The organism is Marinobacter sp. ATCH36, assembly GCF_023555055.1.
GTDB lineage: Bacteria > Pseudomonadota > Gammaproteobacteria > Pseudomonadales > Oleiphilaceae > Marinobacter.
Genome location: NZ_JAMJPL010000007.1, coordinates 33,334 through 59,656, shown reverse-complemented (window position 1 = coordinate 59,656; position 26,323 = coordinate 33,334). Strand labels below are relative to the sequence as shown.

The 26,323-nt window shown below is 49.6% G+C and carries 23 protein-coding genes; 19 read left to right on the top strand and 4 right to left on the bottom strand.

All coding sequences use genetic code 11. The features are described 5' to 3' along the window. The first annotated feature begins 13 nt into the window (after window positions 1-13). Window positions 14-1,189 (top strand): 2-methylaconitate cis-trans isomerase PrpF, encoded by a 1,176-nt coding sequence (gene prpF / locus M8010_RS17225; protein ID WP_250093954.1) that lies wholly within the window; start codon window positions 14-16, stop codon window positions 1,187-1,189. 95 nt (window positions 1,190-1,284) lie between these two features. On the opposite strand, the gene M8010_RS17220 is transcribed toward prpF, so the two are convergent. Both M8010_RS17220 and M8010_RS17215 read right to left on the bottom strand, forming a co-directional pair. Further along, window positions 1,285-1,935: a PEP-CTERM sorting domain-containing protein gene (locus M8010_RS17220; protein ID WP_250093953.1), complete on the bottom strand. Its 651-nt coding sequence runs from the start codon at window positions 1,933-1,935 to the stop codon at window positions 1,285-1,287. A 502-nt stretch (window positions 1,936-2,437) separates the two neighbouring features. Continuing rightward, window positions 2,438-3,172 (bottom strand): PEP-CTERM sorting domain-containing protein, encoded by a 735-nt coding sequence (locus tag M8010_RS17215; protein ID WP_250093952.1) that lies wholly within the window; start codon window positions 3,170-3,172, stop codon window positions 2,438-2,440. A 558-nt stretch (window positions 3,173-3,730) separates the two neighbouring features. Here M8010_RS17215 and M8010_RS17210 point away from each other — a divergent pair. Then, a complete protein-coding gene (locus tag M8010_RS17210) occupies window positions 3,731-4,594 on the top strand; it encodes a THxN family PEP-CTERM protein (protein WP_250093951.1) in 864 nt (287 codons plus the stop codon). Between the two features lie 78 nt (window positions 4,595-4,672). On the opposite strand, the gene M8010_RS17205 is transcribed toward M8010_RS17210, so the two are convergent. Then, window positions 4,673-5,431 (bottom strand): PEP-CTERM/exosortase system-associated acyltransferase, encoded by a 759-nt coding sequence (locus tag M8010_RS17205; protein WP_250093950.1) that lies wholly within the window; start codon window positions 5,429-5,431, stop codon window positions 4,673-4,675. 169 nt (window positions 5,432-5,600) lie between these two features. Next, window positions 5,601-7,220 (bottom strand): FAD-binding oxidoreductase, encoded by a 1,620-nt coding sequence (locus tag M8010_RS17200; RefSeq protein ID WP_250093949.1) that lies wholly within the window; start codon window positions 7,218-7,220, stop codon window positions 5,601-5,603. Between the two features lie 359 nt (window positions 7,221-7,579). Here M8010_RS17200 and prpD point away from each other — a divergent pair, with 359 nt between their 5' ends. The 17 genes from prpD (at window position 7,580) to M8010_RS17115 (ending at window position 26,109) form a co-directional block, all read left to right on the top strand. Then, window positions 7,580-9,064, top strand: a complete 1,485-nt coding sequence (gene prpD, locus M8010_RS17195; RefSeq protein WP_250093948.1) for a 2-methylcitrate dehydratase — start codon at window positions 7,580-7,582, stop codon at window positions 9,062-9,064. Between the two features lie 310 nt (window positions 9,065-9,374). Then, entirely contained in the window at window positions 9,375-10,085 is a 711-nt protein-coding gene (locus M8010_RS17190) for a PEP-CTERM sorting domain-containing protein (protein ID WP_250093947.1), read from the top strand. Window positions 10,086-10,274: 189 nt separating this feature from the next. Next, entirely contained in the window at window positions 10,275-11,687 is a 1,413-nt protein-coding gene (locus tag M8010_RS17185) for a TIGR03013 family XrtA/PEP-CTERM system glycosyltransferase (RefSeq protein WP_250093946.1), read from the top strand. A gap of 59 nt (window positions 11,688-11,746) precedes the next feature. Further along, window positions 11,747-12,391 carry an XrtA/PEP-CTERM system exopolysaccharide export protein gene (locus M8010_RS17180; protein ID WP_250093945.1) on the top strand — a complete coding sequence of 215 codons (645 nt, stop codon included), beginning with the start codon at window positions 11,747-11,749 and terminating at the stop codon, window positions 12,389-12,391. A 57-nt stretch (window positions 12,392-12,448) separates the two neighbouring features. Beyond that, window positions 12,449-13,975 carry an XrtA system polysaccharide chain length determinant gene (locus tag M8010_RS17175; RefSeq protein ID WP_250093944.1) on the top strand — a complete coding sequence of 509 codons (1,527 nt, stop codon included), beginning with the start codon at window positions 12,449-12,451 and terminating at the stop codon, window positions 13,973-13,975. After that, a complete protein-coding gene (locus M8010_RS17170; RefSeq protein WP_250093943.1) occupies window positions 13,975-14,901 on the top strand; it encodes a P-loop NTPase family protein in 927 nt (308 codons plus the stop codon). The genes M8010_RS17175 and M8010_RS17170 overlap by 1 nt, the downstream gene beginning before the upstream one ends. Then, entirely contained in the window at window positions 14,894-16,177 is a 1,284-nt protein-coding gene (locus M8010_RS17165; RefSeq protein ID WP_250093942.1) for an outer membrane beta-barrel protein, read from the top strand. The genes M8010_RS17170 and M8010_RS17165 overlap by 8 nt, the downstream gene beginning before the upstream one ends. Window positions 16,178-16,191: 14 nt before the next feature. Next, window positions 16,192-17,115: an XrtA system polysaccharide deacetylase gene (locus M8010_RS17160; RefSeq protein WP_250093941.1), complete on the top strand. Its 924-nt coding sequence runs from the start codon at window positions 16,192-16,194 to the stop codon at window positions 17,113-17,115. Between the two features lie 59 nt (window positions 17,116-17,174). Then, window positions 17,175-18,266, top strand: coding sequence for a glycosyltransferase family 2 protein (locus tag M8010_RS17155; protein ID WP_250093940.1), 1,092 nt, complete (start codon window positions 17,175-17,177; stop codon window positions 18,264-18,266). A 3-nt stretch (window positions 18,267-18,269) separates the two neighbouring features. Beyond that, window positions 18,270-19,040: a class I SAM-dependent methyltransferase gene (locus M8010_RS17150; RefSeq protein WP_250093939.1), complete on the top strand. Its 771-nt coding sequence runs from the start codon at window positions 18,270-18,272 to the stop codon at window positions 19,038-19,040. A gap of 34 nt (window positions 19,041-19,074) precedes the next feature. Then, on the top strand, window positions 19,075-19,416 hold the full coding sequence (locus M8010_RS17145) for a hypothetical protein (protein WP_250093938.1): 342 nt from the start codon (window positions 19,075-19,077) through the stop codon (window positions 19,414-19,416). Window positions 19,417-19,419: 3 nt separating this feature from the next. Then, complete coding sequence (locus tag M8010_RS17140; RefSeq protein ID WP_250093937.1) at window positions 19,420-20,559, top strand: acyltransferase family protein; 1,140 nt, start codon at window positions 19,420-19,422, stop codon at window positions 20,557-20,559. Further along, window positions 20,556-21,686: a glycosyltransferase gene (locus tag M8010_RS17135; RefSeq protein ID WP_250093936.1), complete on the top strand. Its 1,131-nt coding sequence runs from the start codon at window positions 20,556-20,558 to the stop codon at window positions 21,684-21,686. The genes M8010_RS17140 and M8010_RS17135 overlap by 4 nt, the downstream gene beginning before the upstream one ends. 254 nt (window positions 21,687-21,940) lie before the next feature. Then, window positions 21,941-23,323, top strand: coding sequence for a phenylacetate--CoA ligase family protein (locus tag M8010_RS17130; protein WP_250093935.1), 1,383 nt, complete (start codon window positions 21,941-21,943; stop codon window positions 23,321-23,323). Between the two features lie 29 nt (window positions 23,324-23,352). Then, entirely contained in the window at window positions 23,353-24,339 is a 987-nt protein-coding gene (locus M8010_RS17125) for a glycosyltransferase (RefSeq protein ID WP_250093934.1), read from the top strand. Between the two features lie 6 nt (window positions 24,340-24,345). Then, the gene (locus M8010_RS17120; RefSeq protein WP_250093933.1) at window positions 24,346-25,392 is read left to right on the top strand and encodes a glycosyltransferase family 4 protein; all 1,047 of its coding nucleotides are present in this window, start codon (window positions 24,346-24,348) and stop codon (window positions 25,390-25,392) included. A 39-nt stretch (window positions 25,393-25,431) separates the two neighbouring features. Continuing rightward, a complete protein-coding gene (locus M8010_RS17115; protein WP_250093932.1) occupies window positions 25,432-26,109 on the top strand; it encodes a sulfotransferase family 2 domain-containing protein in 678 nt (225 codons plus the stop codon). Window positions 26,110-26,323 lie beyond the last annotated feature (214 nt).

Below are 26,323 nucleotides of genomic sequence, written 5' to 3'. Positions count from 1 at the left end.
AACAGGTACCCCCATGCCCAGCACCCCCCAAATCCGAATCCCAGCCACCTACATCCGAGGCGGCACAAGCAAAGGCGTCTTCTTCCGCCTGGACGACCTGCCAGAGGCCGCCCAAACCCCAGGCGAAGCCCGTGACAACCTCCTGCTGCGCATAATAGGCAGCCCCGACCCCTATCAGAAACAGATCGACGGTATGGGCGGCGCCACCTCCAGCACCAGCAAAACCGTCATCCTGTCCAAACCCACCATGCCGGACCACGACGTGGACTACCTGTTTGGCCAGGTCTCCATCGACAAACCCTTCGTCGACTGGAGTGGCAACTGCGGCAATCTGTCCGCAGCAGTAGGCGCATTCGCCATCAGCAGCGGCCTGGTAGCGCCAGACCGGGTGCCCGAAAACGGCACCGCCGCAATCCGCATCTGGCAGGCCAACATCAAGAAAACCATCGTCGCCCACATCCCCATCACCAACGGCGAAGTCCAGGAAACCGGCGACTTCGAACTCGACGGCGTCACCTTCCCGGCAGCCGAAATCCAGGTGGAATTCATGGACCCGGCCGACGGTGAAGGCTCCATGTTCCCCACAGGCAACCTGGTGGACGATCTTGAAGTACCCGGTGTTGGCACCCTCAAGGCCACGATGATCAATGCTGGCATTCCCACCATTTTCGTCAACGCCGAAGATATCGGTTACAAGGGCACAGAACTCCAGGAAGCCATCAACGGCGACAACAAAGCACTGACCATGTTTGAAACTATCCGTGCACATGGCGCGGTTAAAATGGGGCTTATCAAACACATCGACGAAGCGGCCAATCGCCAGCACACACCCAAGGTGGCGTTTGTGGCGAAACCGGCGGATTACGTGTCCTCCAGCGGGAAGAACATCAAAGCTGCAGATGTGGACGTTCTGGTCCGCGCCCTGTCCATGGGCAAGCTCCACCATGCCATGATGGGCACCGCTTCCGTGGCAATCGCGACAGCGGCGTCTGTTCCGGGAACACTGGTTAACCTCGCTGCCGGCGGTGGAGACCGCACCTCGGTCACCTTCGGGCATCCATCCGGCACTCTTCAGGTAGGCGCCGAAGCCACCCTGGTCAATAACCAGTGGACTGCCACCAAAGCTATCATGAGCCGCAGTGCACGGGTGCTTATGGAAGGTTGGGTGAGGGTTCCAAAATCTAGTTGAACTGACTTTTCAATAAGAGAAAAAAAGGGTCAATGGAACTTCCATTGACCCTTTTTTCTGCCACGCTTGTGGCTAGTTCAGATTTTTATTCAGAGTTATGCTGCCTTACGGCGACGTGCAACGCCCAGGCCGAGCAGGCCCAAACTGAACAGTGCAAGTGTGCCAGGCTCGGGAACTTCAGCGACGTTGCCAATCTTGAACGTTACGCCAGTGCCAGACTGGTTTGCGATGGGGTCATCCCGGAACGTGATGGTGCCCGAACCAGAAATCCCGTCGAGACCGCTGAGTCCGAGATAGGCCCAGTCGACACCAAACCGGTTGGCGTCGTCGCCCGAAAGTGAGCCGCTACCGAGACTCCCAAAATCATAAGAGAAATCAACACTATCCTTGGCGTGGATGGCAAGCGTATTCGCACTAAGCTGAGCTGCAGTCAGTCCGGTATATTGAGTAGTGAAATCGCCAACTGTCAGAGTCGAGGTATTTTCTGAGACGTTGAACGACCAGTTTGTGGCAACACCGGATTGCCATACGAAGCCACTTTCATCAAAGGACCCAGTAGTCTGGGTGTCTTTGCCCGTGCCGAAGCTCCAGGACGTGTTATTACCATTGCCACGGAATTCTGCAATCGGGTTATCGTCAAGCTCTTCGAAGTTTTCGTTAACTGGGCCAGCTTGAGTGATGCTGGCGCCTGCAAGGCCTACAGCCATGGAGAGCGCAAGCAGTGAAGTTTTCGTTGAGTAATTCATTTGAAGATCCCTTTGTTTTACTTTATTGGAGTGCCAGGAGGCACGCTCTAGAATGTGTTAGCAATATCCAGTCCAATACTAAAAAAATGTTTTTTAACAGAAGGATAGACGGGTTACATTTTTTTGTCGGACATCAACATGTAATTTATATCGACACAACTGTTAAGCAAATGAACAGGCGCTCGCTAGTATTGTCAGTGTTGCCGGTTGTAGGAGGGGGGCAGAAGCCGGCATTGGCAAGTCGTATGTGTCACAGATTGAGGCCGGAGCTAAAATGGGTTCAACCGAGATTCTCAGAGTTGGGTGGATAGTGTGTAGATACGGAAACCAGCCTGGTCAATAATCAGTGGACTGCCCACCAAAGCTATTATGAGTGGCAGTGCAAAAGTTCTTATGGAAGGCTGGGTTGCTGTACCCGGCGATTCGTTCTGAAGTAGATTCAATTACTGCCCAGGCCCGCGAAGCGCTGCAGAGGTCTCGCGGACCGGGGCAAGAAGGCGCGTTACGCCTTGCGACGACTTAGGCCAAGGCCGAGGATGCCTAGCCCCATCAGAGCCAGGGTCCCAGGTTCTGGAACCGGAGTGGGATCAACAGGTGTGATAATGCTTCCACCTGCAAAGTCATTGTTGTCGGTGTCCGACAGAAAGCTGAAGGTTCCGGCGAACGTAAGGTCACCGAAATCAATGGCCAGTGTCGTGAACAGGTCATCGTAGAAAACCCCACCGATGGCGAGCTTGTCAGAATGTTCCACATTAACTGTAGCACCATCATCAATGTGATTACTTCCAGTAAGTGCAAAGGGTTTACCGAGTGCCGAATTCGGTGATCCGGTGCTACCCGACACAATATCGAAAATGGTGTTGCCGGGCCGACCGTTAAGAAAAATGCTGGTGACGCCGCCGAATTGGTTGTCGACATTTGAGCTGAAGGTGAACGGGCTATTGAAAGTGTCCCCATTCACGCTGAGGCTCCAGCCACTGCCCAGAGCTTCACCAAAGTTTGACGAACCTGCAGTGCCATCGAAACTCACAGTTTCGCAGGTCAGGCTGTCGAAACAGGTGGTCACTTCCATGCCATCCATCAGTGATCCGTTGGTGGTAAACCCTGTCAGTGCGTCAGTGTTATACAGGTTGCCAACGGTATTGCTGACGTTGACTATCGGAGCCGCATAGGCATTTCCAGCCATCGCCAGAACCAGTCCCAGGCCTGCAATTGCTTTATTGTTAAATCCTTTCATGATTCGTTCTCCTTGGTTTTCACAGATTTCCTTTTGCACATCACCTGAACAGCGATATGCGGAATGTGTTTTAGCAATAAAAGAACCAATCAGAAAATATCCTATCTAAAACAGGCGAATAACCATCCCCTGATTTTGGATGTAACAAATCTGAGACAACGAGTGTATAAAAACTCAACACCTTTATCTCGACATGTTACATACCGAAATTGACCTCTTTGCGTCAGAAATATTTACGCATATTTACGTCTGCTTTCTGGTAAAACGTGTTTTTAATACACGAATGGTTATAAAAAGAATTTTTTAAATATTTTTGTTCTAATCTACGCTGTCTGAATATCTCTCTAAAACACACATGGCGCTTAAGGCGATGCATATTAGCCCATCTAATGTCGAAGATGCTTACACCTGCATCTCTACAATGATCAGATTTTAAACTTAAGTCGTTTAACTACAACGGTTTTAAATACATGGTATGGCTGATGCTTATAGAAATATACCGCTGACTTGCATACCTGAAAATCAGGAGCCAGCGTTCACAATCATGGAGAGATAGCTATGAACACTGCACTTAAAAGAACGCTTTTATCAACGCTTGTCGCACCTTTAGCACTAGGCGCGGCATCTGCCATGGCTGCACCGATCGCCAATTGGGATTATACGGTGAACAGCGATTTCACTAGTGCGGCCTTTACCAGTAAGGCGGGCTCCAACACTGGTAGCCAGGATACTAGTGACCCAAATGTGATTTCATGGGGCAATAGCACTCCCGGTTCCACTGAGCGGTCGTCTGTCTCGATTACTGATGTGGATTCTGCGGCCGACGGTCTACCACTGCTTGAAACTAATGACGTTACTGCTCCTATTGGTGTAAACGGTGGCGTGTTCACCCACAACAATACATCTATCAATGCGAGTTTTGATACGCTGGTATCCTTTGATCTGACTTCAACGTTGACGTTGTTTCCGAATCCGGCTTCAGATGGCGCTATCGAGGCTCTTGACTCCATAACCTTTAACACCAAATTCACAGAAACGCCGAATGGCGCGAACCCCTGTGCTGATGGATCCGCTGGAGGAGCAAGCGGCTGCGCTGACATTTTCACTATTGTAAGCGTCGAAGGATTGATTCCCTTCACGGGTGCAGCGCTTCCTCCACAGGTGTTTACGCAAGGAGGATACGAGTACTCGGTTTTCCTCGACATAGCGGGTCTGATGTCGCTGTCTAATGATGCCTGTGATGCCGCGGGTGCTGGTTCTGGATGTCTTGGTCTCCTGACTCCTGAGGGCGAAAGTACTTCATTCCAGACTTCGTTCAGGATTACGGCTAGAGAAGTTCCCGAGCCAGGTACTCTTGCACTGCTAGGCCTTGGCCTCGCCGGGCTTGGCCTGTCACGCAGGAAAAAAGCAGCAAAGGCATAACATCTGAACGGTTATAACGTTTAGAGGGTAGTGCTGAAATAAGAAGCCCCCGCTGAAACAAAAAGCGGGGGCTTTCTTTTAATCGGTATTCGGTGTCGCCGGCAGGTAACGCCCGCCTTCGGTAATCAACGACCAGACATCCGGTCGACGTTTCTTGATACCGTCAATCAGAGACGCAGCCTCGGTAAACGCCGGGCGGCGCAGGCCGTGATATTCAATGACCGGGCCCACATGATCAAATTCCACACCAAACCGCTTCAATAGGCGTAACTGCGCCGGCTCCATAACGGCCATCCAGTGCGTTATGCGATGCTTTACAGACATCTTTAAAATCGCAGCGAAAAGCCCCAGGCTGATATAGGGTACGGCGCGTTTGCCATTGTACGAATCGCTGTAGCTAGCCTGCTCGCTGACACCCGTAACTGATTTGTCTTCATTGAGACGCCGCCGAAACTCGCGGCTAACAGCCATCCGGGATATTTCTGCGATTCCTTCGCGGCGCGCACCTGCAATTGCCCTTCGTGCGCGTTCGTCCATTCGATGGACACAGGGCCCTTCCATCGGAAAATCGGCCTGTTCCGGGTTATCGCCCGCCATCACGATACGAACGGCAGCAACGCTGTGTCCCGTGGCACTATGTCGGATGAGAGCGTGCGCGGATCGTAGGTCGTAGGCGTCGTGCTCACGTTTATCGACAAAGCAACTGGGATCCTCGAAAGGTCGGTCAATGCAATAAACCTGATACCGAACTTCGTAGACCTCGTTTTTTGCTTCGGGAGACGTCGCCAACTCAACATCGAAGACAGAATGGAAAATGGTGCTGACATCTTCCTGCATTTGTTGGTTCTTGGTGCTTCTTGTTTGATTCTGAAACGCATTCAAGTTGTGCATTTTAGGTCCTCATTCTTTCCCGTTCAGGGAGCTGTTTTAACGATAGTCCTTGGAGAAAAAGCGCCGTCTTACTTCCAGTGACGGCGTATGTCGGGTGTATCGAGGCAACAGCTGATCAGACCTCGGAACGCTTGATCCTGTGCACGTAACGTCCAGGCGCCAGGATAAAATTGGGGTCGACTGCCGCTTTCAGCTGACTGGCAAGTCCAGGGAAAGCAGAGCCACCGTTATTCAGGGTATCCATCGCGTCGATGTTGAGGCGGTAGGGCAGGAAGCCCTCCTTTTGCCCCGCATCCAATAATGCGCGATAACAGTCGTTTGCGAGCGCTGTCGCATCCGCGTCCCCGCGATCGAAGAGCAGGGGTACGGTAGAATCGAAGCAGCGGTCGTTTACCGTCGTCAATGTAATAAGCGGATTGACCCCGTACTGCGGGCAAATTCGTTCAATCATATCGATATAGCGGCGAACATCTTTTCCTCTTATTGGAACCAGTGGAGCAAACCATATGAGCCCACAGCCATCGCGTGCAGGGTTTTTTGTCTGACCGTTCTGGGGCAGTGTTCCCGATCGCCAATAGGCCAGCGCCAGCGCAACATCGTTGGGTGTGCCATGCATGATTTCCAGGGCTCCCGAGAGCGTGTCCGCCATGCCCAGGACTCGCGTCGCCAGCCTGCCAGGCAGCATGCGGGCAAAAGTCCGAGCCATATTGACCCTGCGCCGATTGATAAAAATAAGGCGGTCGGTAACCGGGCCCAGAAGCCGCCTTAGTGTGCGCCGGGCCGCACTGGCTACTTCCTTTGAAGCGTAAATCGCTCCAACACCGCTCCACGCTGGAACGCCATAACGATTAGCGAGGTTTTGAACTTCGTGAGCCGGCAGAACACCGTCAACAGCCCTGTCTTCAGGGAAGGGCGTCATCATTGAGAGCATGCGCTGGCTGTTGAGCAGGTTAATCGCCACAACTGATCCGCCCAACGAGCGCAACACCGCCCTGACAGTGGGCACCAGCGCCTCCAGTTTTGCGTCGTCTTTCAGGGAAAAGAAAAATGCGGTCACGGTGTCAGGCGCCGGCGCAAGCGCTATGGTCATGTTTACAACCACGCCGAAATTCCCCTGGCTGAAAAGCCCGTCCAGATAAGGGCCGAGGCCCCATTTGAAGAGCCCGTCGACTTCCGCACCACCAAGATCGCTCAGTGGTGTGCGGTAAAGAGTGCCGTCGGGCAGGATTGCTTCAATTTTTGTGACCGCAGCAAAATGGTCTGTAATCGGCGTGATGCCGTAACCACGCTCGAGAGCGTTACCGACGATACTGCAAGTAGGGCCCGCTCCGGTTACAGGCACAAGGTAGTCGCCATCATGGCGATCGAGGAAATCCCTCAGGGCGCCCTGAGTAACACCAGGCCCAACCGTGACAACGCCCATTTCAGGGTCAAAATCAGAAATCTGGTTGAGCTGGCTCAGGTCAAGAACAACACAGTCATCTTCTACCGGGTTGGCACTGCCATAGCCCCAATTATTGCCCGTGCTTACGGGGTAGACAGCGACATGCCAACGTTGCGCAACCTTTAAAATTTCTGAAATCTGGGTCTGATTTTCCGGGCGGAGTACAGCGGGAATGAGGCGCTTCGTGCCTATGGTGGAAGCACCAAGATCCGCAGGGCCAGTGACAACTCCGGACTCACCCAGAATTGTGACCCATTCGGTAATTGCAGACTCGGTAGCGGTACTATTCACTTGCGTTTCCAATAGTTATCAAGATATTAATGAATACGTCGTAAAAGTTTACTGACGGATTGTTCACTAATGGCGCGAAAGTATAGGCTAGATAACGCTCGACTACCTATATTGTAGCATTACGACTTTGAAAACGATTTGAGTGTAAGAATTTAACTCAAACAATAAGTTGTAGAGAATTAATGGAGTTAGTACGTAAGCTATTTATTAAAACAAATTAATATGATTTAAGTGATAAACTGTCACAAAGAAGTAGTTGGTGCTATTAAATTGTGCTTTGATTGGATAAAACACTGAAATAATAATAGGTTGTCTTTTTTCGAGTCTCATTACAGCTGAGATACTTTGGAGTTATTGCCATGTCAGCAACATTCGATGTCAACGAACGCCCCGATTATGACGAACTGATACAAACCATCGCCGATTACACCCTCAGCTACCGCATAAAAAGCAAAGAAGCCTGGAACACGGCCCGCAACTGCCTGATGGACACGCTGGGCTGCGGCTTGCTCGCCCTGCGATTTCCGGAATGCACCAAACATCTGGGCCCAATTGTAGAGGGCACGGTGGTGCCTCACGGTGCCCGGGTTCCCGGAACGTCTTTCAGGCTGGACCCGGTAAAAGCCGCCTGGGACATCGGCTGTATCATCCGCTGGCTGGACTACAATGACACTTGGTTGGCGGCGGAGTGGGGGCATCCCTCTGACAATTTGGGCGGCATCCTTGCGGTAGCAGACCACCTCTCCCAGAAGCGGGTCGCAGAGGGCAAAGCCCCCCTTACGATGAAAGATGTTTTGGAAGCCATGATCATGGCCCATGAAATCCAGGGCGTGCTGGCGCTGGAAAACTCCTTTAACCGCGTAGGTCTGGACCACGTGGTACTGGTCAAGGTTGCCTCTACTGCCGTCACCGCAAAAATGATGGGCGCCAACCGTGAGCAACTCCTGTCGGCGCTTTCTCACGCCTGGGTCGATGGCCAGTCTTTGCGTACCTACCGCCATGCCCCCAACGCAGGTTCCCGCAAATCCTGGGCGGCAGGGGATGCGACTTCCCGTGCAGTGAGACTGGCAGATATCGCGATGCGTGGAGAAATGGGTGTTCCAAGTGCACTCAAAGCTCCCCAATGGGGCTTCTACGACGTTCTGTTCAGCAAAACCAACAAAGACCAAGAACTCAAACCCGAAGACAAGCGCCAGTTTTCCTTACCCCAGGATCTCGGCTCCTACGTCATGGAGAATATCCTGTTCAAAATCTCCTTCCCGGCGGAGTTCCATGCCCAGACAGCGGCAGAGGCGGCAGTCACCCTGCACCCGCGGGTGAAAGACCGGCTTGATGATATCGACCGCATTGTTATTACAACCCACGAATCCGCCATTCGGATCATTTCCAAACAAGGCAAACTTGCCAACGCAGCAGACAGGGACCACTGCCTGCAATACATGGCAGCCGTACCGCTGATCTTCGGCAGCCTGACAGCAGAGCACTACGAGGACAGCTTCCACGAAGCGAATCCGGTCATCGATAGGATCCGCGAAAAAATGGAAGTGGTGGAGGATGAACGCTATACCCGCGAATACCTGGAAGAGGACAAACGTTCCATCGCTAACGCCATTCAGGTGTTCTTCAAGGATGGCAGCAGCACGGATAATGTGGCGGTTGAATACCCTATCGGTCATCGTCGCCGCAGAAAGGACGGCATTCCTCTGCTGGAAGACAAGTTCCGCAACAATCTCGCGACACGATTTCCTGGTCAGCGGTGTGACGAGATATACGGTCTTTGCAAAAACCAGAAAGCGCTTGAATCAACCCCGGTGCAAGATTTCGTTGGGTTGTTCGTCATTTAATGATTTCTAATCGTATTTAATCGGTGTTTCCTCCAGTTTACATCTGGTGTCGATAAATTTTACATAGAACCGAAAAGTTTACGTGTGAGGTGTATTTCTACCTAGAGTAGAGCCCAAAGGTTGCCCAGGCTGAGGTTTAATCGTGTCGCCCTCTAAGGCCCAAGCTGATATTTAGGTTTTTAGATGTCAGCTAAATTTACACCTATGAGTGGTGTGGTATTTATACCGTTGAAATAAAACATAAAACACACATGGCACAAATAGTGCTTTTAGTTCGGTGCGATTAATTACAAGGAATGGAGTACGCACGATGAATGCAGTATCAAAAATCCTCGCAACAGGAATTCTCGCGAGCACAGTTGGTATGGCGCACGCCGTCCCAACAGACCTGGCGGACCTTAAGGCAGACGACGGCACTACTACATTATTCTCCCAGGTAGCGGCTGGTGAATACTCGGACACTGGAGCTTCTTATGTCGAGCTGACTGATGCTAACAGTGTTAACGATGATGTGACGGCATTTTTGCTGTTCGAGTTTGCGGGGTTTTCGGAAGATAATGCCTTCGGCATATACGATATGAACTCGTTCAATCCGAACGATGTAGGCAGCACGAACATTCTTGAGATCTTTAGCGGCAGTAATTCGCCTACCTCTGATCTGACAGTTTCGTTCGATGTAAACGCTGGAACTGCGGAGCTCAATGGCACCACGGCAAACATTGGCAGTTATTTTGGTTTTTATCTTGAGCGCAGTGGCACCAGGTTCTATTCAGATGCATCGCTGAATTCAGCCGGAACGGACATGGCTCTTATGTACGATGTTGCAGGAACCCAAAATCAAGGAATGTTCGGTTCCGATATATTGGTTGCCTTTGAGGATGTACTCGATGGCGACATGGATTTCAACGACCTCGTCGTTGGTGTTTCAGATGTCAAAGTGGTTTCTGAGCCAGGAACACTTGCATTGTTTAGCCTGGGCTTGCTTGGCTTTGGCTTGGCACGCCGCAGAAACAAAGCATAATTAGCGCGTAATGTTGCGGCAGCCCGGGTTTAGGTCGGGTCTGCCGTTTCGCGTTTCAGGATGAGAGGAGCAGTTTTCCTCTAACGAGCATTGCAGTAAACGTAATTTGCAGTAAACTTTTGTTCACGAATAGTGGTACGACGCATCGGATGCGTTTTGAATTTATTGTGAACAGCAAAAGGAGTTGGCGTGGCCCACGTCAGATTGTTCAGACACTACATTCATCTTCCTTACCTCATCCTCGGCTTGATTGATTTCCTGGTGCTCGCGTTCGCGTTCGCATTGGCCGTATTCTTTCGTTATTTCGGTGACCTTTCCTTCTTTTTTGAGAATCTGAATTTTCTGTTGCCATCAGCGGCTGTGTTCGCGGCAATGAACCTGTTGGTAATGGTTGCACTGGGTGTTCATCAGTCCCGCATCGAAGAGGGTATGTCGGGCATGATGCTACGCACGATCATGGCGCTGATTGTCAGTGTCCCGCTGTGCGGGTTTGCCTACCTGCTCTCACCAGACTGGCTGTGGTACCTCGGTGCCAGCAATGTACTGACTTCAGGGTCTGTATTCGGTTTCTTCCTGCTGGGCATTGCTCGCTCACTCTTTTTTTCCTTGGTGGGTAAGGACACGTTCAAACGAAAGGTGCTGGTGCTGGGTGCCGGTTTCCGTGCCAGGCAGATCCATGAGGACCTCAGAACACCATTCAACCGCAAGGGCTTCATACTGACAGGCTTCGTGCCCCTGCCAGACGAGCCAGTCGAGATCAGCGAAGCCTACCTGCTGAACATCCCCACCACACTCCAGCAGTACATTATCGAGCACCCGGTCAATGAGATTGTGGTCGCGGTAGACGACCGCCGCAAAGGCCTGCCCATGGAAGACCTGCTGGAGTGCAAAATGGAAGGCGTAAAGATTGTCGACGGCGCCAGCTTCTATGAAAGGGAGTCCCGGAAAGTGGCTCTGGAAATGGTCACCCGCGGCTGGCTGGTGTTTTCCGACGGGTTTACCGTTTCCTCGGTGTTCGGGTTTGGCAAACGTTCCCTGGACATTCTGGCGGCTACCACCCTGTTATTGGCTGGTCTGCCGCTTATGGTGCTTACCGCGATCGCCATCAAAATAGAAGATGGCCTCAAGGCGCCTGTGTTTTACAGCCAGGAGCGGGTAGGGCTCAGCGGCAGGGTTTTCAAAGTACACAAGTTTCGTTCAATGATTACCGACGCCGAGAAAGACGGCGCCGTCTGGGCCAGCCAGAACGACGCCAGGGTCACCAGGGTCGGTGAATTTATCCGCAAAGTGCGGATTGACGAATTGCCACAAATTTTTAATGTATTGAATGGCACCATGGCCTTCGTTGGCCCGCGCCCTGAACGGCCGGTGTTTGTAGAGCAGTTATCGGAGAAAATCCCCTTTTACAGCGAGCGCCACCGCGTAAAGCCGGGTTTGACTGGCTGGGCCCAGCTTTGCTTTGCTTATGCAGATAACGAAGAGGATACCCGGGAAAAGCTCCGGTACGACCTCTACTACATCAAGAATCAAAGCCTACTGCTAGACTTATTGATTATAATTCAGACAGTAGAAGTGGTATTGTTCAAGAAAGGATCACGGTAGTTTCGGGACCAGCTCTCCCCGAGACATGGAAACAGACACGGAACCAGAGAGGAATAGCAATGTCATCGAAGTATTCACTGAAGGGTCTCCTGCTATCCCTGACGGCGGTAGCGTTTTTTGCGGGTTGTGCAGGGCCTCAGTCCTCTTCCCAGCAAGCCATCAACGAAGCTCTGAGCCTGCAGACTTCAACAAGTGTTGATGAATACGTGCTTGGCCCAACCGATGCAATCCAGATCTCCGTCTGGCGCAATCAGGATTTGAGCCTCGGCGTTCCTGTCAGGCCCGATGGCCGGATTTCCATGCCGCTCATGGGTGATTTGATGGCTAGCGGTAAAACGCCCGAACAACTCGCTGATGAGATCGAGGAGGGCCTGGCAAGCTACATTCGCGAGCCTCAGGTAACCGTTGTAGTCACCTCAATGGGCAGTCACGAATTCAGCGATCGGGTTCGGGTAACTGGCGCAGTAAATCAACCGATTTCGGTGCCTCACAGGCCAGGTATGACCGTGCTGGATATGATGCTTAGTGCCGGTGGCGCCAATCCTTTTGCAAACCTGAACAGTGCCATGCTTTACCGTGCTTTGGACAACAGGATGGTGGCGATTCCAGTCCGTCTGGACGATATCCTCAACTCGGGGGATGTTTCCACCAATTACCGCATGCGACCCGGGGATATCCTGGCCGTACCGGAACGGAACTTCTGAGATCAACTGTAACCGTTGTTTGAAGCGAACCTCGGAACTGGTCAATAGGTAATAAAGATGGCACTTCCACTCAGTCAGCTCCCTTCAGAAATGATCAGAGAGATCCGGTCACGCAAGTGGCTGGCCTTTCTCTTGTTTGCGGTTGTCAGTTTCGTCGTATTGGGAGCGGGGTTCGTGTATCCCTATAAATACCACTCCCAGGTGGTGATATTCGTTGATGACCAGAATATTATCCGTCCGTTGATGGAAGGCAGTGCCGTTACCACTGAGATCAGCGAACGCACATCGGCAGCCAAGGAAATGCTGTGGTCCAGGGACCTAATGGTGCAGATCGCACAAGACAGGGAGATATTTGGCCAGAATGCCGACCAGCTTTCTGGCGAAGCCCTTGAACGGCGGGTTGGCATGCTGCGATCCAGCATGAATGTTCGCCCCCGTGGCGACAGCTATTTCAGCATTGGTTACACCTCCGAGTCGCCCATGCAGGCCTTTCGTATCGCGCAACGCCTGGGGCAGCTGTTTATCTCAGAGAACTCAGCCAACAAGCGCAAGGAAAGCCGCAGCGCCTACAATTTCATTGATAAGCAGGTGAAAAGCTACGAGTCTATCTTGGCGGAGGTCGAACAAAAGCTGAAGACGTTTCTCTCAGAGAACGTGGATGGCACAGAAGGTGAGGCGAACTCCCGCATGGCCAATCTGCGTCGCCAACTGGAATTGGCCGAACTGGAGCGGACCGAGCTGATTGCGAGGGCCGATTCGCTGGAATCCGAACTGCAGAGCGTACAACCGATGCTCAACCAGGGCCGCACGGCAGACGCCTACACCCGAAGAATCCGGGAGAAGGAAGCCCAGCTTGACGACTTGCGCCTGCGATACCACGACACCTATCCGGACATCGTTGCACTGAAAGAACAGATCGCTGAATTGCGGAACCAGAGGAACAGGGCATCCCAGAGTGGTGAACTGGACCAGAGAGCGACCGAAGGAGATCAACTGGTCAATCCCCTGTATCAGGACATCAGTGCGGAAGTGGCAAAGACCCGTGCAAGCGTCCGTACCCAGGAAACACGCATTAATTCTCTCAAGAGCCTGATCGCTGAACAGGAAAAGCGCATGGAGCGCATTCAGGAAAACAAGGCTCAGTACTCAGAGCTCACCCGAGACATGGAAGTGAACGAGCAGATCTATAACGACCTACTCAAGCGCCGCGAAAAAGCCCGGGTATCCATGCACCTGGACATTGAGGGCCAGGGCCTCAATTATCGAATCAATGAAACCGCCCAATTCCCCCTTGATCCGGTTGGGCCCCAGTTTCAGTTGTTTGCCTCTGCAGGCCTGATTCTTGGAGCGCTGGCTCCGTTCAGTCTGGCAGCCGGTGTGCTGCAGGTTGACCCTCGAGTAAGGGCCCGCAAACAGCTGGAAGATGGTATCGGTTTGCCGGTACTGGCGGAAATCCCCCAGGTACGAACACCCTACGAGAAACGTAAAGATCGCTGGTTAACCGTTTCAGTGTCTGTATGCGCCGTATTGGTTGTCGCTGGCTACGTCGGCGTGGCCGGTGCTGCTCTGATGGGAGTCATTTGATGACAGAGCAAAAGCAGGACAGGGAAAAGAAAGAAATGGAAGCAGAACGGCCCCGGGACAAAAGCTCAGGCACAACGGATTTCAATGTGCGAGAACGTTCCAGTGATCTGCAGAAACAGGGAAGGGCGGTCGAAAGAGGGCATGGCGATAACGGGCAGGCCAGTGACTTCTCCCAGTGGGAAGACTCCCGCATGCTGGTGCCCAGCTCCCTGGAACTCGGCCCCGGTGCGGTCGACAAGTACGTTATCAGTAAACAGATCGTCAAGATGCAGGAGCCCCGTCGGCTCACCCGCGATGACATGGACGAGCGGCGCATCATTTATCCCGAGTCCAAGAACCGGGAGCTGGTTAACCGGTTCCGTCACTTGCGCACCAAACTGCTGGAATTGTCCGGCGGCAACAACTTTACGATGGTCGTCAGCGGAGCCTGTGATGGCGCGGGTACGTCATTCATGGCGCTCAACCTTGCAGCAGCGTTTGCTTTTGATCAGTCCAAAACCGCACTGATCATCGACTGCAATTTGCGTAATCCCACACTGCACTCCCAGTTGGACCTTGCGGCGGACACAGGCCTGACTGACTTCCTTGAAGATTCGGACTACGATATCGGGCGCATTATCTACCCCACCGGCATTCCGCGCCTGAGGCTTATTCCTGCCGGCAACCAACGGGAAACCCCTGCGGAGTTTTTTACCTCCTTCCGCATGAAACAGTTCCTGCAGGCCATCCGCCGCCGCTACCCGGACCGCTTCATCGTGCTGGACACTGCACCCATCAGTGATTCACCGGATGCGCGCATCCTAGGCGAGCTGTGTGATTACTCCATGCTGGTTGTGCCCCACGGCAGGATAACCGCTACCGCAGTGGAAAACGCAGCCCAGTCGTTCGACCCCGAGAAGTTTGTAGGAGCCGTGATCAATGGATGAAATGTTCGGATCAGGGAAGATCCGGTGGATAGCCTCCATCGGCACTGGCTTGTTCATAGTAGCAGGGCCCGTTTTTGCAGCCACCAACAGTCTGTCTGGTGGGATCGATAACCGGTTTTCCGACAATGCCCGTCGTGCGCCGACCAATGAGCAAAGCGATCTCGAAACCCGGTTAAACCTGAACTTTCAGCACCTGAGTGACCCCGGCCAATGCACCTCCGCCGCAGATATGGGAATTGGCTATAGTTACTGGCACGACGACGCCTTTGACTCCGAGGTATTCACCACCGGCACCCTGCAAGGGCAGTGCGAGCTGGCCAGAGGGTTGGCATGGCAGGCTTCCAACACGGTCAGCGAGGTAACACGGGACAACCGACAGGCCGACAATCAAGATAACCTGACCCGCAAGAACGTGTTCCGCACCGGCCCCGTGTACACTCTTCAATTAACCCAGGTAGACCAGCTGCAGTTCTCCGCCGCCTACGAGAACACTCAATTTGAAGAACCAGAAGAGCCTGACAGTGAACGGGTTACCGGAACTGCCGCTTACAACCATAGCTTCAGCGAAACACTACAGGGCGGCCTTTCTTTTAGCGCAGAGCGCACAGAGCTGGATACTGAAGAAGAGCTGGATCGTGAATCCGCTGTTGTTACCTTCGATAAAGTCTGGGCAACCACCCAGGTAAACGGTTCACTTGGTGTTAACCGCCTGGAAACCCGGCTTGGCAACCGGGAGGTCTCCAGCGACGGTGTCACCGGAACCTTCAACCTGGTGCGGGATCTGAATCCCAACAGCCAATTTACCCTGAACGCCAATCGCCGGTTAACAGACCAGACATCCACCCTTGGCCTGCAGTTTCAGGACTTCAATTTCAACCTCACCCAAACGTCTGCCGTGGAAGTCACGGCGATACGTGCAGGCTACAACACCCGGTTCAGCAACGGTTCCACATTCAGGGCTGGGCTCTCCACCAGCCGTAGTGATTATATTGAGACTGGTGAACGCGAGGAGCTGAGCGGAATTGACCTTCGGTATTCGCGGCCGGTAACCGAACTGCTTTCCTGGTTTACAGACGCCGCTTATCAGCACCAGCGATTTGAAGACGAAGGTTCTGAAGATGACCTGTACGCTCTATCCGTGGGGCTTGATTACCGATTGACTTCGCGAATGGACATACGGTCCGCCGTCGGTCATCGTCAAAGAACCAGCGACGTTGAATCCAGAGAGTATCAAGAGAACTGGATAGCGGTTTCCCTTAACTATCGATTTTTCTGAGTAGGGACGCAGTGATGACAAACCACACAGACACCACCCGGATAGCCAACGCCCTCACCATTGACGTAGAAGACTACTTCCAGGTCGCCGCCCTGGCGGAAGCAGTTGATCGTGATGACTGGCATTCCATGGAATACCGCGTGGAGGCGAACACCCATCGCTTACTAGAGTTGCTGGACAGGCACAGAACCCGAGCAACCTTCTTCACCCTCGGTTGGGTCGCGGAGAAATCCCCACAACTGGTTCGCGACATCCAGAACGCCGGGCACGAAGTTGCCAGCCACGGGTACAGTCACCAGCTGATTTACAACCAGACGCCGGAAGTGTTCCGTGAGGAAACCCGGCGCTCAAAGCAGATCCTCGAGGATATAACCGGCGAGCCTATTACCGGTTACCGCGCAGCAAGCTATTCCATCACCAATCAGTCCCGTTGGGCCCTGGATATATTGGCCGAGGAAGGGTTTGTGTGGGACTCCTCGATATTCCCTGTTCACCACGACCGTTACGGTATGCCGGGCACCCCGCGTTGGCCCCACCGCCTGACCACCGATAAAGACTATGAACTGGCCGAGTTCCCATTGAGTACGCTGAAACTTCCCGGATACACCCTGCCAATCGCTGGTGGCGGTTATTTCCGGCTATTCCCGTACTGGTTCAGCCGCTGGGGTCTAGGCAGCATCAACCGCCAGGGGCAGCCATTCGTGTTTTATCTCCACCCCTGGGAAGTCGACCCGGGCCAGCCACGGCTCGACGTCAAATGGTTCTCCCGCTTTCGGCACTACAACAATCTGGAGATTTGCGAACAGCGGCTGGACCAGTTGCTGGGCCACTTCCGGTTTACGGCCATGGGGGACGTACTGAGAGACCAGCAACTGTTGGACAAGGACCAACCGGCAACCACCGGCCATGATAAAATGGAATTGTCATCACCATGCTAGTCGCGTTGTTCTGGCTCTCCTTGTTACTGCTTTTTTACATCTATTTCGGATATCCGCTGATGGCAAGGGCAGTCGCCACGCTGCGACCGAACCCTGTGAATACGAATGTCGACCATCAGCCCAAAGTATCCATACTCATCGCCGCTTATAATGAAGCGAAAGACATTGAAGCCACCCTTCAGAACAAGCTGGCACTGGACTACCCCTCCGACAAGCTGGAAATCCTAGTGATCTCGGACGAATCCGACGATGGCACCGATGACATCATAGAGCGTGTTGCAAGCTCCGCCCGCTTTCCCGTCCGCCTGTTCCGCCAGATTCCCAGGCAAGGCAAAACTGCAGGCCTGAATACCCTGATGCCGGAGACTAACGGGGAGGTCATTCTGTTCTCTGATGCAAACTCCCAGTGGGATTTCCAGGCCGTAAGCAAGCTCTGCAGCAATTTCGCTGACCCGAAAGTCGGTTACGTAACCGGCAAAATGGTCTATGTGAACGAAGACGGCTCCCTGATTGGGGATGGCTGCAGTGCTTATATGAAATACGAGAACTGGCTACGTGAGCAGGAAACCCGTATTGGTTCAGTGGTAGGTGTAGACGGCGGCATCGACGGCATGCGCAAAGAACTATACCAACCGCTGAGAGCCGACCAGTTGCCAGACTTTGTACAGCCACTGAAAGTGGTGGAGCAGCGCTACCGCGTGGTTTACGAGCCACAGGCCCTGCTGAAAGAAGAGGCACTGAATGACAGCGACAGCGAATTCAGCATGAGGGTAAGGGTCAGCCTGCGCGCCTTATGGGCACTCAAAGACATGCGGCACCTGATGAACCCCTTCCAGGACCCGGTGTTCGCCTGGCAGCTGATTTCCCACAAAATGCTCCGTTACGCCGCGTTCATACCGTTAGCCACGCTCGCATTGGCAACACTGCTACTGGCGCCAGCGAGGGGCATTTACACACTTGCCTTTTTGGGGCTGGTTATTTTTCTGGTGTTGGCCTGGGCCGGGCACAAGCGGGAAGCGGAGGGCCAGTCACTGTCCGTTATATATTCGGTACCTTACTACTTCATGCTTCTGAATATTGCTTCCTATAAGGCGTGCATTGCCTTTCTTAAGGGAGAGAAGAAGATTATTTGGAATCCAAGGAAGGGGTAAATCATGATAAGTGAAAAAATTATAGAAGCATTTAGCCTGCCCCCCGAACGAGTTGGAAAAGAGATTCAGAGTGATACACAAAAGGAGTTGACTGGCAAAGAGCTAAACCTGTTGCGCAATGAATTTCCTGATTTCGGAAACTGGATCAGAGGAAAGACGATCGTAGACTTTGGCTGTGGGCTCGGATTCCAGACAGCTGCTCTCGCAAACATGGGAGCCGAGAAAGTGCTCGGATTGGATCTAAATGTGGAATACATAGAGTACGCCAAAAGGTATGCCCTAGAGTGCACCGAGGATATAACTAAGGTGGTGTTTTCCTCTAGTTTGAAAGATCAGACCAGAAACTATGACGCGGTTATTTCACAAAATGCGATGGAGCACTATACGGACCCGAGCGAAGTTTTGGAAAGCATGAAGAGCCTTATTCATGACGATGGACAGCTAATGATTACGTTCGGCCCCCCTTGGTATGCTCCTTACGGAAGCCATATGCATTTTTTCTGTAATTTGCCTTGGGTGAATATTCTCTTTCCAGAGAAAGCCGTCATGCGGGTAAGAAAAAAATATAGAAATGATGGTGCAAATCGGTACGAGGAGGTGGAGTCAGGCCTGAACAAAATGAGCCTGTCCAGATTCGAAAAGCTTTGCCAGGAGCATCATCTGGTAGCCGCATACCAAAGGTATCGGTGTATAAAAGGATTGGATTTCTTGAGTCGTATCCCAATCTTGAGAGAGTTTTTTGTTAATAGGGTGACGGTAATATTAAAGCATTAAGGTGCCTATCCATGACCGGGCTAACTGGAATGATATGAAGCAAATGCTGAACCCCACCAGAGATTCGTGGTTTACCTGGCAGGTTGCCTCCTACAAAGTACTGCGATATGCCGCTTGTATTCCTATGGCCACGCTTGTACTGGCAGCGCTTTTCCTGGAACCCGTCGCTGGTTTATACAGTCTTGCAGCGATTGGTTACGTTGCCTTTCTCATTCTGGCCTGGTCCGGGCACAAGAGGGAAGTAGGTGGCCAGTCTCTGCCAGTAGTTTATTCGATTCCTTACTACTTCATGCTTCTGAATGTTGCTTCCTATAAGGCGTGCATTGCCGTTATGAAGGGAGAGAAGACGGTCACTTGGAATCCAAGGAAGGGTTAATCCGTGAGCCTGCCGGCACTTGAAACAATCCTTAAGTCGAAAAAGCTTCCGGGGCTTGATGGCTTCCGGATGATAGCTGTTATGGCGGTCGTTTTGGCGCATTCCGGCGTTGGTAGTTACTTCTTTTCAGCTCGGCACGGCGTTGCAGGATTTTTCGTCTTGAGCGGTTTTCTGATTACCTGGCTCCTGCTCAAAGAATATGAGAAAGCCGGGACGGTCTCCCTCAAGAATTTTTACATCCGCCGTTCACTGCGCATCTTTCCCGCTTATTACGTATTTTTATTGGTGTCGATTTCTTGGGATTTGTTTCGGGGTAATGACGACATCCACGAGGCCATCCTGCCGGGCCTGTTTTACTTCATGAACTACCATAATGCTCTGGAGGGACATTCGAGCTCTTCTTTGGCTCACCTCTGGTCCTTGGCAATTGAAGAACAGTTTTACCTTATATGGCCAGTACTTTTCCTGCTTCTGATGGGAAAGTGTAAACAATACGCATTAGGTTTTTTGTTGGTTGTCAGCGGCGTGGTTATGTTGTGGCGTTCCTTCAGTTTCAGCATTCTTGATTTTGGTAATTCATATGCTTATAACGCCTTTGATACACGATTCGATAATCTAGCCATCGGTTGCGCTCTTGCATTCCTGCTTGAGAAGAAACGCTGCCTAGTAATTTTTAACAGTGTAAGTAGACAGTTTTGGATGCCGCTAATTCCACTCCTACTTCTCTTTCTATCTCGGCAAGTCGGTAACAGTGGCTATGTTTATGGGCCTGCCTTCACCATTGACGCATTATTGCTCGCAGTTCTGCTTGTACAGCTAATTAGGCTAAGTCACAGCCATTTCTGGAATTGGTTGAACCACCCTGTTTCTGTTTACCTCGGTGTCATTTCTTATCCGATTTACCTCTGGCACACGTGGGGAATTCAGGCCGGTAACAAACTGAATTTTCTACCAGAGTGGATGCAGTTCGCAGCTGGAATATTGATAAGTTGCGTGCTAGCTGCTGCTTCATACCATATCTTGGAAAAGAGATTTCTTGCGATTAAACCTCTCTATGAACGAGCTACTAAAAAGCCTAAGAAATTGCCCAAAGTCGATGGCGGAGTGGATGCCGAGCAATTACCAAGGGAGCGCTCTAATTGAAAGTATTGCACTTTATCGATAGCGGCGGCCTGTACGGCGCGGAAAAAATGCTTCTGAACCTTGTGCAGGAACAGCAAAAGCAGGGCCTTGAGCCCATGATTCTGAGTGCCGGTGAACCGCACATCGCAGAAAAGCCGATCGAGGTTGAAGCGAAGAGACTGGCGTTACCGATAACACCCTGGAGGATGGAACCCGGGCTTAATCTGAAGGAGGCGTGGCGTATTCTTAAGTGGGCTCAAGAGGAAAAATACCAGCTTCTCCACTCTCATGGCTTCAAGTTCAATGTGCTGGTTGGTTTATTTCCGAGATTTCTCCGGCAGATTCCATCCATAGCGACACTGCATGGATATGTTCGCGCCAAACCCTTTAGTAAGGTGTGGGTTTATGAATTCATCGATCGCATTGCAATTAAGTGTATGGACGGCGTTGTCCTTGTGGGGGAATCAATGAAGGGCGAGATCCCGGAGCGTTTGCTATCTTCTCAAAGCACTAGGGTAATACCTAATGGCCTCAACGTAGCCGAACTGAAAGAGCGAACTGAGAATGCTCTTGAGAGTTCCATACAGCAGTTTATCAATAGCCATGAACCGGTGATCGTTGGCGTGGGCCGGTTATCCCGGGAGAAAGGTTTCGGCCATCTGCTGCGTGCTTTCAAGAAAGTGAAATGCGAGTTTCCCAGGGCAGCTTTGATCTTAGTTGGTGAGGGCAAACAAAGAAAAGCTCTGGAAAGTCTGATCGACGAGGTTGGCCTCAGCGAAGCGATATTAATGCCCGGTTATTACAATAACGTACCCGCGTTACTCAAGCAGGCCAGGTTGCTGGTTATGCCATCGCTCACTGAAGGGCTGCCCATTACACTGCTTGAGGCAATGGCCATTGAAACGCCGGTACTGGTGTCTGCCGTAGGTGAGATGCCGAAGGTACTCGGCTACGGCGAGGGGGGGAGAATCATGAACTCTATTGAACCGGCTGAGCTTGCAGTTGCGATTATTACGGAGTTACACAATACCGAGCCGAAAAAGAAAACCGGGTGGGCTGCTCTGTCGGTACAGAAGAATTACTCAGCAGAGGCAATGGCAAGTAGTTATTTGTCACTTTACAAAATAGTAGTGGGACAGAAATCATGATTCTGAAACCGAGATACATTCTCGTTCGACTGTTCTGCCTCTGCATTCGTTTACGCAAGTTGAGTTATAAGACATAAGTCGAGATTTTATTAAGCGGCCTTCCTGAAACGGTAGAAAAAAGTAGTTAAAGATACCGCGTTGTAAAGGTCGACCTTTAAATAGAGCCCGATTTTCCAGTTTTGGCTGGGTTTAAAAGGGGTCAGGGTCACTACACGAGAGATTCTATTTAAGATAAATGTCTGAACAGGGACCTTATGCATAACCTCTTTGAAAAAATTTACCATTGTGCTCCGGTGCAGCTACAAAATATCCTGGTCAGCCTTTATGGCTATAAACTTTACCGAGAGCGCTACAATAAGAATTCAAAAAAATATCTAGAGTGCCTGAAAAATAGTCAGCACTTCACGCAGGCCGAAATGGATCAATTTGTTGACAAGCAATTTGTGTCCCTTGCAAAAATTGCTATCGAGACGGTGCCCTTTTACCGAAGATGGGCAAAGGAAAGTCAGATTGAGGCTTCAAATATTACTGGAGTCGCGGATCTCCTACGTTTCCCGATTGTAAAAAAAGAATTTTTGAGAGAGAACCCGAGAGATTTTGTTTCGGATTCAGCCAGTGGCTTGATAAAACTAAACACCAGCGGAACTACAGGGTCACCTTTAGAAGTCTATTGCACCAAGGACGGCAGAAGTCATCACTACGCATTTTTCTCAAGATTGAGGTCTTGGTTCGGTGTGGCCGCGCGTGGAAGGCGAGCAACCTTTTTTGGTCGAATCATAATGCCGACTGCAAACAATGAACCTCCATTTTGGCGAATGGACCTAGCTCAGAACAACTTATTGATGTCCTCATATCATCTGTCTGAAGCAAATCTTCTACACTATTACAAAAAACTTTGGAACTATAGGCCAGAGGAGATTATCGCCTACCCTTCAAGCCTTTACGAACTTGGCCGGTTCATAGTCAAGCATGATCTGGAGCCTATTCGATGTAAAGTGGTTTTCACAACTGCTGAAACTTTACTTGCTTACCAAAGGGAAGTGCTAGAACGAGCGTTTCGCGCACCGATAATTGATCAATATGGGTGCACGGAAATGGCCTTTTTTGCCTCGCAGTGCGAGCACGGTAATATGCACAGTCACCCAGAGCATGGATTGTTGGAAACTGTAACCAAAGATGGTGAACCTATTAGAAATAAGCCCGGTATACTACTCGCAACGGGGTTCGTGAATCGCGCCATGCCTTTGATCAGATACGAGGTGGGTGACCAGATAACTTTAAGCTCAGATTACACTAGTTGCCCTTGTGGCCGGCCATTTCCGGTCATACTCGGAGTTGAGGGGCGCCTTGACGATGTCGTTTATCGGAAGGATGGAACGCCTGTGGGTCGACTAGATCCGGTATTCAAAGGTGGCAATGGTATTGTTAGTGCCAAAATTAAACAGGATCACTTTGGAAATGTGGAAGTACTGGTCGTGCCAACTAATGTCTACGGTAATCGAGAGTCGGAGTGGCTCAGGCAGGAATTGGAGAAGCGGCTCGGAGCAGATGTTTCCATTACAATCCACTTGGTCGAAGAACTAGGAAAAGAAAGTAACGGGAAATTCAAGGCGGTAGTTAGCAACTTCAAACCTTAACAATTTTCAGTAAACGGAAGGAGACTTGTGTGGATAACGCCGTATTTGTGACCTGGGAACGGCATCGAAGAACTAGATCGCTGTCTAATGCGTTTTCAATTAGACTTGCAGAAATGATAACTAAGCGCAAGGGAATTTTGCGTTATATTATTTTGACTTTTAGAACAGTAAACTTTTTAATTAAATCAAGGCCAACACTTGTTTTTTGTCAAAATCCATCGGTGGTGCTAAGTTTTCTATGTGTAATTCTGAAGCCAATATTCAGATATAATCTAATTGTTGACCGTCATTCAAGTTTCAGGTTTGAAACAAGAAACCATCAAGGCTTTACGGTTAGGATTTTCCATGCGATATCGGATTACACAATTCGTAAGGCTGATCTTACGATAGTCACTAATTTAGTGTTGGCCAAGTTTATTAAAATATGTGGCGGGCGACCGTTTGTCTTACCGGACCCTCTTCCTATTTTTGATCAAAGCCCAAAGGAAGGTGACTATTTCGTGTTTATATCGTCGATGGGCCTTGATGAAAACTTACATGAAGTGCTTTCTGCGTTTAGAGCTATGCCAAACGAAAAGCTTTACGTTACTGGCAATTACGAAGCTGCTGTTCTGAAAGGTGACATTTCGTTATGTGACCTTCCAGACAACATTGAATTAACAGGCTTTGTTCCTGAATCCGATTATGTTGATCTCATATCGCGATCTAAATCATTGATTGTTTATACTTCTAATGAATATACGATTACGTGTGGTGCCTATGAAGCTGTAGCAATTTGTAAGCCTATGATTCTTTCAAATACTTCTACAATATCCAAGTTCTTTTCAGGAGGCGCTGTATATGTTTCAGGAGATGTTGAATCATTTATGTCAGCGGTTCGGGAAGTCCGTAGTAATGAGGAAAAATTAAAGAACGATGTAGGTGAATTTAAGTCTTATTATATTGAATTTTGGCGCCGGCTTGCTGATGATTTTGAAGTTGAAGTAAGAGCCCTTAATTTTAATAAAAAGGCTTAGAGTGCTATGCAAAAAGTTGATGGAAGAGTGGTTCACTTAGTCCATTGGACTAAAAGTGGGATTACTACACTCGTCAGAGATATTTGTAAGCTAAAGGGACATTCGTTTATTTTATTTGAGAAGGATAGTGATTTTGATAAATATTATTCTGATATTGTTGATAAATACTGCGCCAAAGAAAGTGTTATTAATTTTGTAAAAATGGTTAGAAATATATCTCCAGAAATAATTCATGCGCATTCGTTTATGCCATTGCTAGTAGCGCTACTATTTTTCAGGAAGTCTAAAATTATCTTTCATGTGCATAACGAATATCCATACTTTTATGATAATAGGATTAAGTCTAAGATAAAAAGATTTATTTTGCGGGTTTCGAAATCTGTTGTTTCATACAAAATTATATGTGTGTCAAAAGAATCCGGTGAATCAATTAAACGTATTACAGGTTCTGACTACGAAATCGTGGTAAATGGTCTCCCAGATGAAGGTTCCGTTCGATCGCTTTTCGATGAAAAGCCTGACCAATATCGTTTTTACTCTGTGTGTCGATTGGATGACCAAAAAAATCTTGATTATGCAATATCTCTTATAAAAGATCTATCAGCGAAATTTAATGGTGTGGCGCCCACATATGATATTTACGGTAAGGGCGCTTTATACGATTCGCTATCTGAAAAAATTGAGCAGAGTTCCGCAGGTAGTTTGGTTAAACTGAAAGGATTTGTTCATGAGCCACAGTATCTTTCCGAACATTACGATTATTATATAAGCACATCTATATATGAAGGGTTTGGTCTGTCTATTGTTTCGGCTATGCGTGGTAGGAATATAGTTTTTATGACACCAGTTGGTGACCTCCCGAGATATTTGAGTGACGGGATCGAAGTTATTTTTCTTAGTCTTGAGCGCACTAGAGATATTGAAATAATTTCAAATTTTTTAAGTCAGAACGAGTCAAGAAAAGTGGCTGTGCAAAGACGAGCACGTCTGAAGTTTATTTCATGTTTTACACAAGATAAGATGCTTAATGATTTAGATAAGTATTACAAATAATAAAGGTGCAATTAGTTTTCTTAATTCGTAGGTTTTTTTATGTTTATATATAAAAGTTTGAAAAGATTTTTTATATCAGTTTATGATCCATTCCCGTTTAGACGCTATACTAAAAAATATCAATGTATTTATATTCATATTCCTAAGTCGGCGGGTACGAGCATACTTACTGCATTGCAGAATGGAAGGCCTCATCGGGATCATGCAAATATTAAAGATTATTATAGGCGTGATCCCGCTAGGTCAGAAGACTACTTTAAATTTTCCTTCGTTAGGAATCCATATGATCGTATTGCATCGGTTTTTTTTTACTTACAAAGAGGTGGGAATGGCGGTAGTAACGATTTGGAAATAAAGTATGATATGCTTAATCGCGGTATTTATAACGTTAACGATTTTGTAAATAAATTTTTAGACGAAGAAGCTTGTTTGCAATACGTATTGCTTAGGACGCAGTATAGCTTCTTTGTTGATGATAAAGGTGAGTTTAAAATGGATTTTGTAGGAAAATATGAGAACCTGGAGCATGATTTTCTATACGTTGCTGATAAGATCGGCCTGCCGATACGAAAATTACCAAAATTAAATATGAGTGATAACCAGCCTCTGCCTCACATGGGATATATTCATCATTTTAATGACATTAGTTTAAGAAAGATTAATGCTTTGTATTTGGATGACTTTGAGAAGTTCGGGTACTTTAAGCATCACCATTAGGTTGAATATGCATATTTTTCGTTGCCAGGTTAGCCATTTCGTCCGAATTGGTCTACGCTTCATTTTTTTAGAGTGCTGATCTCGCAGAATTTTATCGTTTGCCTTTAGCTTTATATTTTTTCAGTCTTTCGATAATTTTTGTAATATAATTTATTTATTTGTGTAGTAGTGTACGTGCGTGATTTGATAACCGTTCTATACTGACGTTAGTGGT

Bases quoted from the DNA above. Each gene is read 5' to 3' on its own strand.
- prpF (WP_250093954.1), top strand. From the start codon at position 14: ATGCCCAGCACCCCCCAAATCCGAATCCCAGCCACCTACATCCGAGGC.
- M8010_RS17220 (WP_250093953.1), bottom strand. From the start codon at position 1,935: ATGAATTACTCAACGAAAACTTCACTGCTTGCGCTCTCCATGGCTGTA.
- M8010_RS17215 (WP_250093952.1), bottom strand. From the start codon at position 3,172: ATGAAAGGATTTAACAATAAAGCAATTGCAGGCCTGGGACTGGTTCTG.
- M8010_RS17210 (WP_250093951.1), top strand. From the start codon at position 3,731: ATGAACACTGCACTTAAAAGAACGCTTTTATCAACGCTTGTCGCACCT.
- M8010_RS17205 (WP_250093950.1), bottom strand. From the start codon at position 5,431: ATGCAGGAAGATGTCAGCACCATTTTCCATTCTGTCTTCGATGTTGAG.
- prpD (WP_250093948.1), top strand. From the start codon at position 7,580: ATGTCAGCAACATTCGATGTCAACGAACGCCCCGATTATGACGAACTG.
- M8010_RS17190 (WP_250093947.1), top strand. From the start codon at position 9,375: ATGAATGCAGTATCAAAAATCCTCGCAACAGGAATTCTCGCGAGCACA.
- M8010_RS17180 (WP_250093945.1), top strand. From the start codon at position 11,747: ATGTCATCGAAGTATTCACTGAAGGGTCTCCTGCTATCCCTGACGGCG.
- M8010_RS17175 (WP_250093944.1), top strand. From the start codon at position 12,449: ATGGCACTTCCACTCAGTCAGCTCCCTTCAGAAATGATCAGAGAGATC.
- M8010_RS17170 (WP_250093943.1), top strand. From the start codon at position 13,975: ATGACAGAGCAAAAGCAGGACAGGGAAAAGAAAGAAATGGAAGCAGAA.
- M8010_RS17165 (WP_250093942.1), top strand. From the start codon at position 14,894: ATGGATGAAATGTTCGGATCAGGGAAGATCCGGTGGATAGCCTCCATC.
- M8010_RS17160 (WP_250093941.1), top strand. From the start codon at position 16,192: ATGACAAACCACACAGACACCACCCGGATAGCCAACGCCCTCACCATT.
- M8010_RS17155 (WP_250093940.1), top strand. From the start codon at position 17,175: ATGGCAAGGGCAGTCGCCACGCTGCGACCGAACCCTGTGAATACGAAT.
- M8010_RS17150 (WP_250093939.1), top strand. From the start codon at position 18,270: ATGATAAGTGAAAAAATTATAGAAGCATTTAGCCTGCCCCCCGAACGA.
- M8010_RS17145 (WP_250093938.1), top strand. From the start codon at position 19,075: ATGAAGCAAATGCTGAACCCCACCAGAGATTCGTGGTTTACCTGGCAG.
- M8010_RS17130 (WP_250093935.1), top strand. From the start codon at position 21,941: ATGCATAACCTCTTTGAAAAAATTTACCATTGTGCTCCGGTGCAGCTA.
- M8010_RS17120 (WP_250093933.1), top strand. From the start codon at position 24,346: ATGCAAAAAGTTGATGGAAGAGTGGTTCACTTAGTCCATTGGACTAAA.
- M8010_RS17115 (WP_250093932.1), top strand. From the start codon at position 25,432: ATGTTTATATATAAAAGTTTGAAAAGATTTTTTATATCAGTTTATGAT.